Source organism: Bradyrhizobium sp. CIAT3101 (assembly GCF_029714945.1).
In the GTDB taxonomy this organism is placed as follows: Bacteria; Pseudomonadota; Alphaproteobacteria; order Rhizobiales; family Xanthobacteraceae; genus Bradyrhizobium.
In genome coordinates, this window is record NZ_CP121634.1 from 60,058 (window position 1) to 74,157 (window position 14,100).

Annotated in this window: 13 protein-coding genes; 7 read left to right on the forward strand and 6 right to left on the reverse strand. The window is 63.8% G+C overall.

Features of this window, described 5'->3' with window-relative positions:
- Together rpsO and pnp are read left to right on the forward strand one after the other, a co-directional pair.
- Nucleotides 1-270 (forward strand): 30S ribosomal protein S15, encoded by a 270-nt coding sequence (gene rpsO, locus QA645_RS00255; protein WP_018644188.1) that lies wholly within the window; start codon nucleotides 1-3, stop codon nucleotides 268-270.
- A gap of 378 nt (nucleotides 271-648) precedes the next feature.
- A complete protein-coding gene (gene pnp, locus QA645_RS00260; protein WP_283047385.1) occupies nucleotides 649-2,811 on the forward strand; it encodes a polyribonucleotide nucleotidyltransferase in 2,163 nt (720 codons plus the stop codon).
- Nucleotides 2,812-2,924: 113 nt separating this feature from the next.
- Here pnp and katG read toward each other — a convergent pair whose 3' ends face one another.
- Nucleotides 2,925-5,084, reverse strand: a complete 2,160-nt coding sequence (gene katG, locus QA645_RS00265; RefSeq protein WP_283047387.1) for a catalase/peroxidase HPI — start codon at nucleotides 5,082-5,084, stop codon at nucleotides 2,925-2,927.
- A 114-nt stretch (nucleotides 5,085-5,198) separates the two neighbouring features.
- Here katG and QA645_RS00270 point away from each other — a divergent pair, with 114 nt between their 5' ends.
- The 3 genes from QA645_RS00270 (at nucleotide 5,199) to QA645_RS00280 (ending at nucleotide 7,338) form a co-directional block, all read left to right on the forward strand.
- Nucleotides 5,199-6,125: a hydrogen peroxide-inducible genes activator gene (locus QA645_RS00270; RefSeq protein WP_283047389.1), complete on the forward strand. Its 927-nt coding sequence runs from the start codon at nucleotides 5,199-5,201 to the stop codon at nucleotides 6,123-6,125.
- 7 nt (nucleotides 6,126-6,132) lie between these two features.
- A complete protein-coding gene (locus QA645_RS00275) occupies nucleotides 6,133-6,597 on the forward strand; it encodes a GNAT family N-acetyltransferase (RefSeq protein WP_283047390.1) in 465 nt (154 codons plus the stop codon).
- Nucleotides 6,598-6,741: 144 nt separating this feature from the next.
- Nucleotides 6,742-7,338, forward strand: a complete 597-nt coding sequence (locus QA645_RS00280; RefSeq protein WP_283047391.1) for a glutathione S-transferase family protein — start codon at nucleotides 6,742-6,744, stop codon at nucleotides 7,336-7,338.
- A gap of 113 nt (nucleotides 7,339-7,451) precedes the next feature.
- Here QA645_RS00280 and fabI read toward each other — a convergent pair whose 3' ends face one another.
- The 3 genes from fabI to fabA all read right to left on the reverse strand — a co-directional run bounded on the left by fabI (nucleotide 7,452) and on the right by fabA (nucleotide 10,212).
- Nucleotides 7,452-8,252, reverse strand: a complete 801-nt coding sequence (gene fabI, locus QA645_RS00285; protein ID WP_283047392.1) for an enoyl-ACP reductase FabI — start codon at nucleotides 8,250-8,252, stop codon at nucleotides 7,452-7,454.
- Between the two features lie 174 nt (nucleotides 8,253-8,426).
- On the reverse strand, nucleotides 8,427-9,650 hold the full coding sequence (gene fabB / locus QA645_RS00290) for a beta-ketoacyl-ACP synthase I (RefSeq protein WP_283047394.1): 1,224 nt from the start codon (nucleotides 9,648-9,650) through the stop codon (nucleotides 8,427-8,429).
- Nucleotides 9,651-9,690: 40 nt separating this feature from the next.
- A complete protein-coding gene (gene fabA, locus QA645_RS00295) occupies nucleotides 9,691-10,212 on the reverse strand; it encodes a bifunctional 3-hydroxydecanoyl-ACP dehydratase/trans-2-decenoyl-ACP isomerase (protein WP_254135172.1) in 522 nt (173 codons plus the stop codon).
- Between the two features lie 346 nt (nucleotides 10,213-10,558).
- Between fabA and irrA the strand changes: the two genes are divergently transcribed.
- Entirely contained in the window at nucleotides 10,559-11,050 is a 492-nt protein-coding gene (gene irrA / locus QA645_RS00300; protein ID WP_283047396.1) for an iron response transcriptional regulator IrrA, read from the forward strand.
- Between the two features lie 68 nt (nucleotides 11,051-11,118).
- On the opposite strand, the gene QA645_RS00305 is transcribed toward irrA, so the two are convergent.
- Nucleotides 11,119-11,652, reverse strand: coding sequence for an SH3 domain-containing protein (locus QA645_RS00305; RefSeq protein ID WP_283047398.1), 534 nt, complete (start codon nucleotides 11,650-11,652; stop codon nucleotides 11,119-11,121).
- Nucleotides 11,653-11,967: 315 nt separating this feature from the next.
- Between QA645_RS00305 and QA645_RS00310 the strand changes: the two genes are divergently transcribed.
- On the forward strand, nucleotides 11,968-12,969 hold the full coding sequence (locus QA645_RS00310) for a D-glycerate dehydrogenase (protein ID WP_254127172.1): 1,002 nt from the start codon (nucleotides 11,968-11,970) through the stop codon (nucleotides 12,967-12,969).
- A gap of 135 nt (nucleotides 12,970-13,104) precedes the next feature.
- Here the strand turns inward: QA645_RS00310 and QA645_RS00315 are convergent, their stop codons facing one another.
- A complete protein-coding gene (locus QA645_RS00315) occupies nucleotides 13,105-14,016 on the reverse strand; it encodes a LysR family transcriptional regulator (RefSeq protein WP_254127173.1) in 912 nt (303 codons plus the stop codon).
- Between the last annotated feature and the right edge of the window lie 84 nt (nucleotides 14,017-14,100).

The following is a 14,100-nucleotide window of genomic DNA, read 5'->3' on the forward strand; positions in this document are numbered from 1 at the left end:
ATGTCGATTGCCGCAGAACGTAAAGCGGAAGTCATCAAGACGAATGCCACCAAAGCCGGCGACACCGGCTCGCCGGAGGTTCAGGTCGCGATCCTGTCGGAACGCATCAACAACCTGACCAACCATTTCAAGACCCACGTGAAGGACAACCATTCGCGTCGTGGCCTCTTGAAGCTGGTCTCGACCCGCCGCTCGCTCCTCGACTACCTCAAGAAGCGGGACGAAGCGCGGTACAAGGCGCTGCTCGAGAAGCACAACATTCGTCGTTAAGAGCTCTTGCGCGCGCCACCGGCGCGCGTTTTTGCGCGTGAGTTCGAGCCAAAGCGTTTGCTTTTAGGTTTTTGATCGAGGCTCACGCGTGCGTCCGGTGCGGGCCAATGATGCTTCGCATCCGGGGCATGATCAGCGAAGACCGCGGTTCGGTGTTCGCGTTCGTGCTGACTGACAGTCCAGCAGCAATCCGGCGGCTGGGCGCAACGGGCAAGGTGCCCGTATGACCCCGAAAGGATGGACGCCATCCGACATCCAAAAACCATGGCAGGATCGCAGGACGCTGATCGCCCGCTCCGATCAGCGTCCTGCAATCTTGACATGGTTTTTGTTTTTCGAGCCGTCCCTTCTTTCGAGAACCCATGAAAGAAGACCTCTATGTTCAATAAGCATTCAGTCGAGATCGACTGGGGCGGACGCCCTCTCAAGCTCGAAACCGGCAAGATCGCTCGCCAGGCCGACGGCGCCGTCATCGCCACCTATGGCGAGACCGTGGTGCTCGCCACCGTCGTCGCCGCGAAGGCGCCGCGTGAAGGCGTCGACTTCCTGCCGCTGACCGTCGACTACCAGGAAAAGACCTACGCAGCCGGCCGCATTCCCGGCGGCTATTTCAAGCGCGAGGGCCGTCCGACCGAGAAGGAGACGCTGGTCTCCCGCCTGATCGACCGTCCGATCCGTCCGCTGTTCGTCGACGGCTGGCGCAACGAGACCCAGGTGATCGCCACCGTGCTGTCGCACGACATGGAGAACGATCCCGATATCGTCGCGCTGGTGGCCTCCTCGGCCGCGCTGACCCTGTCCGGCGCGCCCTTCAAGGGCCCGATCGGCGCCGCCCGCGTCGGCTTCGCCAATGACGAGTTCATCCTCAACCCGACGCTCGACGAGATGGTCGACACCCAGCTCGACCTGGTCGTCGCCGGCACCGCCGACGCCGTCCTGATGGTGGAATCGGAAGCCAAGGAGCTGAACGAAGACATCATGCTCGGCGCCGTGATGTTCGGTCACCGCCACTTCCAGCCGGTCATCAACGCGATCATCGAGCTCGCCGAGAAGGCCGCCAAGGAGCCGCGCGAAGTCACCGTCATCGACAATTCCGCGCTCGAGAAGGAAATGCTCGGCCTCGTCGAGCAGGAGCTGCGCTCCGCCTACGCCATTCCGGTCAAGCAGGATCGCTACGCCGCGGTCGGCAAGGTCAAGGAAAAGGTGATCGCCCACTATTTCCCCGAAGGGCAGGAGCCGAAATACGACAAGCTGCGCATCAGCGCGGTGTTCAAGGAGCTCGAGGCGAAGATCGTTCGCTGGAACATCCTCGACACCGGCAAGCGCATCGACGGCCGTGACAGCAAGACCGTTCGCAACATCGTCGCCGAAGTCGGCGTGCTGCCCCGCGCTCACGGTTCGGCGCTGTTCACCCGCGGCGAGACCCAGGCGATGGTCGTGACCACGCTCGGCACCGGCGAGGACGAGCAGTACATCGACGCGCTGTCGGGAACGTACAAAGAGACGTTCCTGCTGCACTACAACTTCCCTCCCTACTCGGTCGGTGAGACCGGTCGCCTCGGCGGCACCAAGCGCCGCGAGATCGGCCACGGCAAGCTTGCCTGGCGCGCGATCCATCCGGTGCTACCGCCGCACCACGAGTTCCCCTACACCACGCGCGTGGTGTCGGAGATCACCGAATCGAACGGTTCGTCCTCGATGGCTTCGGTCTGCGGCGCTTCGCTCGCGCTGATGGATGCCGGCGTGCCGTTAAAGCGGCCGACCGCGGGCATCGCGATGGGCCTGATCCTCGAAGACAAGCGCTTCGCGGTTCTCTCGGACATCCTCGGTGACGAAGACCATCTCGGCGACATGGACTTCAAGGTCGCCGGCACGGAAGCGGGCATCACCTCGCTCCAGATGGACATCAAGATCGAGGGCATCACCGAAGAGATCATGAAGGTCGCCCTGGCCCAGGCCAAGGACGGACGCATCCACATCCTCGGCGAGATGGCCAAGGCGCTGACCAACGCCCGCGCCGAGCTCGGCGAATACGCGCCGCGCATCGAGACCTTCAAGATCGCCACCGACAAGATCCGCGAAGTGATCGGCACCGGCGGCAAGGTGATCCGCGAGATCGTCGAGAAGACCGGCGCCAAGGTCAACATCGAGGACGACGGCACCGTGAAGGTCGCCTCCTCCGACGGCGAGGCGATGAAGGCCGCGATCAAGTGGATCAAGTCGATCGCGTCCGATCCGGAAGTCGGCCAGATCTATGACGGCACCGTCGTCAAGGTGATGGAGTTCGGCGCCTTCGTGAACTTCTTCGGCTCCAAGGACGGTCTCGTCCACATCAGCCAGCTCGCCTCGGCGCGCGTGCAGAAGACCTCCGACGTCGTCAAGGAAGGCGACAAGGTCAAGGTCAAGCTGCTCGGCTTCGACGATCGCGGCAAGACCCGCCTGTCGATGAAGGTCGTCGACCAGACCACCGGCGAAGACCTCGAAGGCAAGGACAAGGGCGGCGAGGGCGAGAAGGCCCCGCGCGAAGCGGCCGGCGAGTAATCGCTCCGCGACCCCAAAACACGAAGGGCGGCCTCGCGGCCGCCCTTTTTGTTTGTGTTCAAATCTGTCCGCTTGGCTCTTCACCTCTCCCCAGCGGGGAGAGGTGTTAAACCTCAGGCCGTGAGGTCGAACCGGTCGAGGTTCATCACCTTGGTCCAGGCCTTGGCAAAGTCCTGCACGAACTGCTGCTTGGAATCCGACGAGGCATAGACCTCGGCGAAGGCGCGGAGCTGCGAGTGCGAGCCGAAGATCAGATCGGCGCGCGTGCCGGTCCACTTCACCGCATTGGTCTTGCGGTCACGGGCCTCGTAGGAACCGTCGGCAACCGGCGTCCACTGCGTGCTCATGTCGAGCAGGTTGACGAAGTAGTCGTTGGAGAGCGTGCCCACCTTGGCGGTGAAGACGCCGGCCTTCGAACCGTTCGCATTGGCACCGAGCACGCGCAGGCCGCCGACGAGCACCGTCAATTCGGGGCCCGAGAGCTTCAGAAGCTGCGCGCGATCGACGAGCGCCTCTTCCTGCTTCAGGAACTGATGCTTCTTGCTGACATAGTTGCGGAAACCATCGGCCCGCGGCTCCAGCGGTGCGAAGGAGGCGGCATCGGTCTGCTCCTGCGAAGCATCCATGCGGCCCGGCGTGAAGCCAACCTTCACATCGACGCCGGCATCCTTCGCAGCCTTCTCGACCGCGGCAGAACCGCCGAGGACGATCAGGTCGGCGAGCGAGACCTTCTTCGCGCCCGCGTTGAAGTCCTTCTGGATCGCTTCGAGCTTGCCGAGCACCTTGGAGAGCTGGGCCGGCTGGTTCACTTCCCAGTCCTTCTGCGGAGCAAGACGGATGCGCGCACCGTTGGCGCCGCCGCGCTTGTCCGAGCCGCGGAACGTCGAGGCCGACGCCCAGGCGGTCGAGACCAGCTCCGACACCGAGAGGCCCGAAGCCAGGATCTTCGACTTCAGCGAGGCGATGTCCTGATCGCTGACGACCTCGTGGTTCAGCGCCGGGATCGGATCCTGCCAGATCAGCGTCTCCTTCGGCACCAGCGGGCCGAGGTAGCGCACGATCGGACCCATGTCGCGGTGCGTGAGCTTGAACCAGGCGCGGGCGAAAGCGTCCGCGAACTGATCGGGGTTTTCGAGGAAGCGACGCGAGATCTTCTCGTAGGCCGGATCCATGCGCAGCGAGAGGTCGGTCGTCAGCATCGTCGGGCGATGCTTCTTCGACTTGTCGAACGGATCCGGAATGATCGCGTCGGCACCCTTGGCGGTCCACTGGTTCGCACCGCCCGGGCTCTTCGTCAGCTCCCATTCGTAGTTGAACAGGTTCTCGAAGAAGTTGTTGCTCCACTTCGTCGGCGTCGTCGTCCAGGTCACCTCGAGGCCGCTGGTGATGGAATCACCGGCCAGACCCGACGCGTGCTTGCTCTTCCAGCCGAGGCCCTGATCTTCCAGCGCGCCCGCTTCCGGCTCCGGACCGACCAGCGACGGATCGCCCGCGCCGTGGGTCTTGCCGAAGGAGTGGCCGCCCGCGATCAGCGCGACGGTCTCTTCGTCGTTCATCGCCATGCGGAAGAAGGTCTCGCGGATGTCCTTGGCCGCGGCGACCGGATCCGGCTTGCCGTTCGGACCTTCCGGGTTGACGTAGATGAGGCCCATCTGCACGGCGCCAAGCGGCTCGGCGAGCTGGCGTTCGCCGCTGTAGCGCTCATCGCCCAGCCACGTGCCTTCGGGACCCCAATAGAGCTCTTCCGGCTCCCAGACGTCGGCGCGACCACCGGCAAAACCGAAGGTCTTGAAGCCCATCGACTCCAGCGCGACGTTGCCGGCGAGCACCATCAGATCGGCCCAGGAAATCTTGCGGCCGTATTTCTGCTTGATCGGCCAGAGCAGCCGGCGCGCCTTGTCGAGGTTGGCGTTATCGGGCCAGCTGTTGAGCGGAGCGAAACGCTGCTGACCGGCACCGGCACCGCCACGACCGTCGGTGATGCGGTAGGTGCCCGCGCTGTGCCAGGCCATGCGGATCATAAGGCCGCCATAGTGACCGAAGTCGGCGGGCCACCATTCCTGCGAATCCGTCATCAGGGCGGTCAGGTCCTTGATGACCGCGTTCAGGTCGAGCGTCTTGAATTCCTTGGCATAGTCGAACGCCTCGCCCATCGGATCGGACAGGCCTGAATTCTTGTGCAGCATGTCGATGCTGAGATTGGTGGGCCACCAGTCGCGGTTCACCGGCGTGGGTTTTCCGCCCGAAAACGGGCACTTCGATGAGTCGTCCATGAATACCTCCTCTGGTGGCGTCGAACTCGCGCCTTTGACCAGGTAGAACCACTCTAAGCGTCGCCTTCGATCAGGGGAAGTTGACTTTAATGATCGCTGCGATAGGTTTTTCTGATGATCAATCTGACGCTGCGCCAGCTGCGATATTTCGACGCGCTGGCGCGTCATGGCCATTTCGGCCGCGCCGCGGAGGCCTGTTCCATCTCGCAGCCCGCGCTGTCGATGCAGATCAAGGAACTGGAGGAGGCGCTCGGCGGGCTGCTGCTGGAGCGCAGCGCGCGCCAGGTGGCGCTGACGCGGTTCGGCGAGGAACTCGCGTCGCGCGTCCGTGACATCCTGCGCTCGGTCGATGAGCTCGGCGATTTCGCCCGCGCCTCGCAGGACCGTTTTGCCGGCCGTCTGCGCATCGGCATGATCCCGACGATCGCGCCTTATCTCTTGCCCAAGATCACCAAGAACCTCACACGCATGCATCCGGAGCTCGACATCCGCGTGCGCGAGACGATGACGCCGCGGCTGATCCAGGAGCTGGTCGAAGGCCGGCTCGACACCGCCATCGTCGCGCTGCCGGTCTCCGAACCCTCGCTCACCGAGGTCGCCCTGTTCGAGGAAAAATTCCTGCTGGTGCGTCCGGGCACGGATGCGGGCACCCCGGCGCCCTCGCGCGAGATGATGCGGGAGATGCGGCTGCTGCTGTTAGAGGAGGGCCATTGTTTCCGCGACCAGGCCCTATCGTTCTGCAACATGCAATCAGCGCCGCCGCGCGAGATGCTTGATGCGAATTCGCTGTCGACATTGGTCCAGATGGTCAGCGCCGGCATCGGCGTGACCCTGATCCCGGAGATGGCGGTGTCGGTGGAAACGCGATCGGCCTCGGTCTCGCTGTCGCGATTCCGCGACCCCGAGCCCTCACGCACCATCGGCATGGTCTGGCGCAAGACCAGCCCGCTGGCGCGGCAGCTGCTCCAGATCTCCGAGGTGGTGTGCCTGTCGGCCGGCAAGGCGCGCCCGCGGCAGGCCACGCGCAACCAGAGGGCTTGAGGCACCAATGTCCGATCCGATCATTCGCCCCGCTCGCAGTGAGGAATATGACGAGATCGGACGCGTCTGGATGGAAAGCTGGGTCTCGACCGGGCTCGCCGAGGCGAGCGAATTCCTGCTGGCAAACCTGCGCGCGCGCATCCGCCGCGAGATCGAGGACGGCTGGAGCCTGTTCGTCGCCGACGACAACGGCACCATCGCCGCAATGCTCGCGCTGCATCTGCCAAAGCTCTATCTCGATATGCTGTTCGTCGGCCCCGCCTATCAGGGGCAATCGCTCGGGCGGAAGCTGCTCGCCTTCACGCGCACGCAGATGCCGGATGAAATGTATCTGCGCTGCATTCGCGAGAACGAAAAGGCGTGGCGCTGGTACGAGCGCGAGGGCTTTGTGTTCGAGAAGGAAGAGCTCGAGCCGTCGAACGGCTTCATGATGAAGTACTACCGGTGGAAGCGGCAGCGGCCCAGTTCGTGAAAACACTGTCGTCAACCTAGCGCGTTGACCAAGATGTCGGCTTCCGGGCGTGGCATTCGCCTAGACGTAGTGCGTTGCGATTTCGGGGCGAACACGCAATGAATGAGCCCTCACCCGCCTCTCGCCCACGGAAGGTTCTCCGCCATGATCAAGCTCTATTGGTCGCCCCGCTCGCGCTCGTTCTCGACGCTCTGGCTGATGGAAGAGAGCGGACTTCCCTATGAGCGCGTGCTGACGGACATCTCGACGGGCGCGCAGAAGGCGCCTGAGTATCTGAAGGTCAATCCGATGGGCAAGGTGCCGGCGCTCAGCGACGGCGACGCCGCGCTCGGCGAAGCCGCCGCGATTTGCGCCTATATCGCCGACCGATATCCCGAGACGAAGCTCGCGCCTGGTGTGACCGATCCGCGCCGCGCACGCTATCTGCAATGGCTGTTCTTCTCGCCGAGCTGCATCGAGCCCGCGATCATCCAGATCTTCACCAAGATCGAGGTGCCGACTTCGACCGCGGCCTGGGGCAGCGCGACACAGGTGTTCGACGTGCTGGAAGCGGCGCTCGACAAGGGCCCGTGGATTCTCGGCGAGGACTTTTCCGCGGCCGACATCACGATCGGCGCGGGCCTGAACTTTGCGGTGCGCCTGTTCAAGATGGTGCCGACGCGCCCGGCCTTCGACGCCTACATCGCGCGCTGCATGGCGCGGCCGGCGTTCCAGCGCGCGGAGAAGATCGCGGCGGGTTAGACCAACTGTCGTAGGGTGGGCAAAGGCGCAACGCGCCGTGCCCACGTTCTGTGCGCAATTATTGAGAAATGGTGGGCACGTCGCTTACGCTCCTTTGCCCACCCTACGGAGTTCTACTCCGGGGCCTTCAGATCGTCCGGCCGCGGCATCAGGACGATGTTGTAGCCACTGTCGACATAGTGGATTTCGCCGGTCACGCCGCCGGAGAGATCCGACAACAGATATAACGCCGAGCCGCCGAGCTCATCGAGCGTGACGCCGCGGCGGAGCGGCGAGTGCTTCTGCATGTACGCAAACATCGCGCGCGCCTCGCCGATGCCGGAGCCGGCGAGCGTGCGGATCGGGCCCGCGGAGATCGCGTTGACGCGGATGCCACGCGGTCCAAAATCGGAGGCGAGATAGCGCACCGAAGCTTCCAGTGCCGCCTTGGCCACGCCCATCACGTTGTAGTTCGGCATCGAGCGCTCGGAGGCGCCGAAGGTCAGCGTGATCATGCTGCCGCCGTCCGTCATCAGCTCGGCAGCGCGCTTTGCGACCTCCGTGAACGAGAAACAGGAGATCACCATGGTGCGCGAAAAATTCTCGCGGCTGGTGTCGGCGTAGCGGCCCTTCAGCTCGTTCTTGTCGGCAAAGCCGATCGCGTGGATGACGAAGTCGAGCTTGCCCCATTTTTCGCGCAGCACGTCAAAGGTGGCATCGACGCTGGCGATGTCCTCGACGTCACAGGGGAGCACGAGTTCGACACCGAGAGATTCCGCCAGCGGCTTGACGCGCTTGCCGAGCGCTTCGCCCTGGAAGGTGAAGGCGAGCTCGGCGCCGTGAGCATGCAGCATCTTTGCCATGCCCCAGGCGATCGAATGATCATTGGCGATGCCCATGATCAGACCGCGCTTGCCTTGCATCAAACCTTCCATGTCTCAATTACTCTCCGCTCTCCGTTACCCGGGCATAGCCGTCTGAAGGACGACGTCGCTTCGCTCGTCTATGTCCCGGGCATCCACGTTCTGTCGAAGCCGGTAGCCAAGACGTGGATGGCCGGGACGAGCCCGGCCATGACGAAAACTACCAGCAATTCCGCAACAATGTCGTCACACGTCCAGCCGGCTGAACACCAGCGTGGCGTTGGTGCCGCCGAAGCCGAACGAGTTCGACAGCACGGTGCCGATTTTGACGTTGTCGATGCGCTTGCGCACGATCGGCATGTCGGCAAACACCGGATCGAGCTCCTGGATGTGCGCGCTCTCGCAGATGAAGCCGTTGTTCATCATCAGCAGCGAGTAGATCGCCTCCTGCACACCGGTCGCGCCGAGCGAGTGGCCGGTCAGCGCCTTGGTGGCCGAGATCGGCGGGCACTTCTCGCCGGCGCCGAACACGCGGCGGAGCGCGTCGATTTCCGGCGGATCGCCTGCCGGCGTCGAGGTGGCATGCGGGTTGATGTAGTCGACCTTGGTCTTCACCGTCGACATCGCCATGCGCATGCAGCGCTCGGCGCCTTCACCCGACGGGGCGACCATGTCGTAGCCGTCCGAGGTCGCGCCATAGCCGACGATCTCGCCGTAGATGCGTGCGCCGCGCGCCTTGGCGTGCTCGAGCTCTTCCAGCACGAGGACCCCCGCGCCACCGGCGATGACAAAACCGTCGCGATTGAGGTCGTAGGGACGCGAAGCGGTGGCGGGCGTGTCGTTGTATTTCGAGGACATCGCGCCCATGGCGTCGAACAGCACCGACAGCGACCAGTCGAGCTCCTCGCAACCGCCGGCGAAGACGATGTCCTGCTTGCCGATCTGGATCGTCTCGTAGGCGTTGCCGACGCAGTGGTTCGACGTCGCACAGGCCGAGGAGATCGAATAGTTCACGCCCTTGATCTTGAACCAGGTCGCGAGCGTCGCCGATGCCGTGGACGACATCGCCTTCGGCACGGCGAACGGACCGACGCGCTTCGGTCCCTTGGTGCGGGTGATGTCGGCGGACTCGACGATGGTGCGCGCCGAGGGACCGCCGGAGCCCATGATGATGCCGGTGCGGATGTTGGAGACCTCGTCGGGCGACAGACCGGAGTCCTGGATCGCCTGCTCCATCGCAACATGATTCCACGCCGCGCCCTGGCCGAGGAAGCGCATCGCGCGGCGGTCGACCACCGTCGAAGGATCGAGCGTCGGCGCACCCGCGACCTGCGACCGGAAGCCGAGCTCGGCGTATTTCTCAGCCCGCGAAATGCCCGACTTCGCCTCGTGAAGGCTCGAAAGCACTTCCTGGGTGTTGTTTCCGATCGACGAGACGATACCCATCCCGGTGACCACAACCCGCCTCATGACAGCCTCGCCTCTATCGTTGTCTTCTTTATGATGCGCGTTAGCCCAGGTTCACGCCCTGCTTGAACAGGCCGACCTTCAGATCCTTGGCGCGATAAATAATCTGGTCGTCGACCGAAAGCCATCCGTCGGCAATGCCGAGCACGAGCTTTGAACGCATCACGCGTTTGATATCGACGTTGTACACAACCTTGCGGGCCTCGGGCAGCACCTGGCCGCTGAACTTCAATTCGTTCAGGCCGAGCGCGCGGCCGCGGCCTTCGCCTCCGGTCCAGCCCAGATAAAAGCCGACCATTTGCCACAGCGCATCGAGGCCGAGGCAGCCGGGCATCACGGGGTCGTTCTTGAAGTGGCAGCCGAAGAACCAGAGGTCGGGTTTCACGTCGAGCTCGGCGCGCACCACGCCCTTGCCGAACTCGCCGCCATTGTCGCTGATTTCCGTGATGCGATCGAACATGAGCATCGGCGGCAGCGGCAGCTGGGCATTGCCCGGGCCGAACATCTCACCGCGGGCACATGCCAGCAGATCTTCGTATTCGTAACCATTGCGCCTGTTCAGCATGCGGAAGCCTCTGTTTGAACCCCGATTGAGCGGCGTTTCTGGCAAAAATGGGCCCCGTTTCGTTCGGAATGCAACGCCAATTGCCATCGTCAGGCGCAAATCCGAGCCGGATGGACTGCCGGCCGGGCCTCAATGCCCGGCTGCGCCAAAATCGGTTAAGCGGAACCGCGCGCTCTCTAACACAGGCCTTTCGGGTGGCAAAGCGGTCCCATGAAGGTAAAATGACGGTGGCGCGGCCCGGTTCCTCGGCTGATTAGAACCACTCTAGTTGCGAGAAACTTGCATCTGCATCTATCTGTCCATATATTGCAGATAGATAGTGTTCACGCGTGCCCGAATTCTGGAAATGAGCGAAAACAACGCCACCCATCACGACGAGGACGCCCAGGTGGCGGCCCTTCTGTCCGGCCGTCAGCCGGCCTTGACCGGCTGCCCCTGGCACGACGTCAATGAAATGCTCCAGTCCGCCGGCCTGCGCCCCACGCGCCAGCGCATGGCTCTCGGCTGGCTGCTGTTCGGCAAGGGTGCGCGCCACCTCACGGCTGAAATGCTCTACGAGGAAGCGACGCTGGCCAAGGTCCCGGTCTCGCTCGCGACCGTCTACAACACGCTGAACCAGCTGACCGATGCCGGCCTGCTGCGTCAGGTCAGCGTCGACGGTACCAAGACCTATTTCGATACCAACGTCACCACGCACCACCATTATTACCTCGAGAACAGCCACGAGCTGGTCGATATCGAGGATCCGCATCTGGCGCTGTCCAAGATGCCGGAGGTGCCGGAAGGTTACGAGATCGCGCGAATCGACATGGTCGTGCGCCTGCGCAAGAAGCGCTAAGGTCGTCCTAAGCTGCTGATCTGATCGTCATGGCCGGGCTTCGTCCCGGCCATTGTCGTTTCAGGCCGTCAGTTCACCTGCTCGTCCGCATAGACGCCCCAGAGGCGCTCCTGCTGGATCCAGCCGTCAAAGCCGTTGCCGGTGACGTGGCACCAGCTTGTGGTGCACTTTTTCACGGTAGTGACGACGCCGGCCTGGAGTTTCGCGGCCACCGCACTGTCGGGATCGGCGCGGTCATAGATCGGCGCGAGGTCGTCCTTGTTCTTCATGGTGACCACCGCAGTGCGGCGGCCCGACAGCAGCGAATGATAGACCCAGCCCTCGGCGCCCTCGGAATCGCGCACCCGACGCCAGTTCTCGAACTCGGCGGTGATTTCGACCGGCAGACCGGAACGGGTGTAGACCCAGGCCACGTCATTGTCCTTGGTCGGGCCGGCGCGGACGTTGACGTGATCGGATTTGAGGCTGACATAGCGCGGCACCGGAAGGCCGCTGGCGGTCTGGGGCGTCGCGGCATCCTTCGCCGAATGCCCGGGGCTGACCGAAGCGCTCCACCAGGTGCAAACGAGCGCCATCACCGAACAAAAACGCCCCAACGCCATCAACCCGTCTCCTGTCGAGGAACCGGCTCAACCGGGCCCTCACCCCAAACTCCAAACGTTGCCGCGCAATCCCCTCTCCCGCCCCATGCGGGGTGCTCCTGAAGCCAACTTGTCTTGGCCCGGCCTTCTGCTAGAGAGGACGGACATCTGAACAACCAGTTTACCCCGATTTTCCGGCCGGAAAGTAGGGGAACAGCTTGAAGGAAACGCCGGGGACGACACGGCCAAGGCAGTGTCGAACAACCGGGTTAATGAGGCCTCAACGGCGAGCCTTTGGCGACAAAGGCGGCCTGCAACGCCTCATGAGGGCAGGACATGTCGGTGAAGAAAAAGCCCCTCGTCGTGGTGACGCGCAAGCTGCCGGACTCGATCGAGACCCGGATGCGCGAACTGTTCGACGCACGCATCAATCTCGACGACACACCGATGTCGGCCGAGCAGATTGCGGAAGCCGCGCGCACCGCCGACATTCTGGTTCCGACGGTCACCGATCACATCAGCGCCGACATCGTTAATCAGCCCGACTGCAAGGTGAAGCTGATCGCCAACTTCGGCAACGGCGTCGACAATATCGACGTCGAGGCTGCGCATGCCCGCGGCATCACCGTCACCAACACGCCGAAGGTTCTGACCGAAGACACCGCCGACATGACCATGGCGCTGATCCTGGCCGTGCCGCGCCGGATGATCGAGGGCGCCTCGGTGCTGACGGAGGGAAAACCCTGGGCGGGCTGGTCACCGACCTGGATGCTCGGCCACCGCATCGGCGGCAAGCGCCTCGGCATCATCGGCATGGGCCGCATCGGCCAGGCGGTCGCGCGCCGCGCCCGCGCGTTCGGCCTGCAGATCCACTATCACAACCGCCGTCCTGTTGCGCCGAAGATCGCCGAAGAGCTTGGTGCGACCTATTGGGAAAGCCTCGACCAGATGCTGGCGCGGATGGACATCATCTCGGTGAACTGTCCGCACACGCCGGCGACTTATCACCTGCTCTCGGCGCGGCGGCTGAAGCTGATCCGCAAGGACGCCTACATCGTCAACACCGCGCGCGGTGAAGTCACCGACGAGGACACGCTGATCAAGCTGATCGAAGGCGGCGAGATCGGCGGCGCCGGCCTCGACGTCTATGAGCACGAGCCGGCGGTCAATCCCAAGCTGGTGCGGCTTGCGAAGGCCGGCAAGGTGACGCTGATGCCGCATATGGGCTCGGCCACGATCGAAGGCCGCGTCGAGATGGGCGAGAAGGTGATCATCAACATCCGCACCTTCCTCGACGCCCACAAGCCGCCGGATCGCGTGCTGCCGAGCATGCTGTGAAGCAGCTTTACTGCGCAGCAAGCCCTCGCTCCTCATCCTGAGGAGCGCGGAACGCGCGTCTCGAAGGATGGCCGTGGGCGAGAGTTCGGCCTGCATGGTTCGAGACGGCGCTTCGCGCCTCCTCACCATGAGGGCCTAAGAGCGCAGCCCATTTCGCTTGCGCCAATCCGCGACGAAATCGATAAACGCACGTAGCGCCGGCGGCACCTGGCGCCGGCTGGGATAATACAGGAACGGGCCGGGGAACGGCTCGCACCAATCTTCCATCAGGCTGACGAGTGCGCCGGACTTGACGGCATCGCCGACATAGCCATTGAGGCTGGCCCAGATGCCGGCGCCGCCAAGCGCGGCACGCATCGCAAGACCCATGTTCGTCGAAATCAGTTTTGCAGGCGGATCGACCTTCACGATCTGGCCGGCCTTTTCGAATTCCCAATCATGCATGACGCCGCTCGAATAGCGCGCGCGAATGCAATCATGATCGAGCAGATCTTTCGGATGTTTTGGCCTGCCACGCCGCGCGACATAATCGGGCGATGCAACGACGACATAGTGCTGCGGGCCGCTGAGCGGGATCGCCACCATGTCCTGCGCGAGATGCTCGCCATAGCGCACGCCGGCATCGTAGCCGCCGCTGACGATATCGACGAAGCCGCTCTCGGAGACGATATCGAGATCGACCTGCGGATGGGCCTGCAGGAACGGAACGACCATCGGCGCCAGCACGAGATCAACCGCCGGCGGCGGCGCGTTGATGCGCAGGCGGCCCGAGGCGACCTCGCGCAGGCCGCGCACCTGATCCAGGGCATCGCCGACGTCGCGCAGTGCCGGCGCCACCCGCGATAGCAACAGCTCGCCCGCCTCGGTCAGCGCGACGCTGCGGGTGGTGCGGTTCATCAGGCGGACGCCGAGGCGCTCCTCAAGATCCCGCAATCTCTGGCTAAGGCTCGACACCGACACGCGGATTTCAACCGCCGCGCGCCGGAAATTGCGGGTGCGGGCGACCGCCACGAAGGCGTCGAGATCGCGCAGGTCGGGATCAGCCATTGTTCGCCAGTGTGAACAAGCTATTCCGCATTGTCCAGCTTATCGCGGCAATCGACCAGGCGCATATCTGGCCTCGTCACGCGG

Coding starts and splice junctions, on each gene's coding strand:
- rpsO (WP_018644188.1), top strand. CDS start 1: ATGTCGATTGCCGCAGAACGTAAAGCGGAAGTCATCAAGACGAATGCC.
- pnp (WP_283047385.1), top strand. CDS start 649: ATGTTCAATAAGCATTCAGTCGAGATCGACTGGGGCGGACGCCCTCTC.
- katG (WP_283047387.1), bottom strand. CDS start 5,084: ATGGACGACTCATCGAAGTGCCCGTTTTCGGGCGGAAAACCCACGCCG.
- QA645_RS00270 (WP_283047389.1), top strand. CDS start 5,199: ATGATCAATCTGACGCTGCGCCAGCTGCGATATTTCGACGCGCTGGCG.
- QA645_RS00275 (WP_283047390.1), top strand. CDS start 6,133: ATGTCCGATCCGATCATTCGCCCCGCTCGCAGTGAGGAATATGACGAG.
- QA645_RS00280 (WP_283047391.1), top strand. CDS start 6,742: ATGATCAAGCTCTATTGGTCGCCCCGCTCGCGCTCGTTCTCGACGCTC.
- fabI (WP_283047392.1), bottom strand. CDS start 8,252: ATGGAAGGTTTGATGCAAGGCAAGCGCGGTCTGATCATGGGCATCGCC.
- fabB (WP_283047394.1), bottom strand. CDS start 9,650: ATGAGGCGGGTTGTGGTCACCGGGATGGGTATCGTCTCGTCGATCGGA.
- fabA (WP_254135172.1), bottom strand. CDS start 10,212: ATGCTGAACAGGCGCAATGGTTACGAATACGAAGATCTGCTGGCATGT.
- irrA (WP_283047396.1), top strand. CDS start 10,559: ATGAGCGAAAACAACGCCACCCATCACGACGAGGACGCCCAGGTGGCG.
- QA645_RS00305 (WP_283047398.1), bottom strand. CDS start 11,652: ATGGCGTTGGGGCGTTTTTGTTCGGTGATGGCGCTCGTTTGCACCTGG.
- QA645_RS00310 (WP_254127172.1), top strand. CDS start 11,968: ATGTCGGTGAAGAAAAAGCCCCTCGTCGTGGTGACGCGCAAGCTGCCG.
- QA645_RS00315 (WP_254127173.1), bottom strand. CDS start 14,016: ATGGCTGATCCCGACCTGCGCGATCTCGACGCCTTCGTGGCGGTCGCC.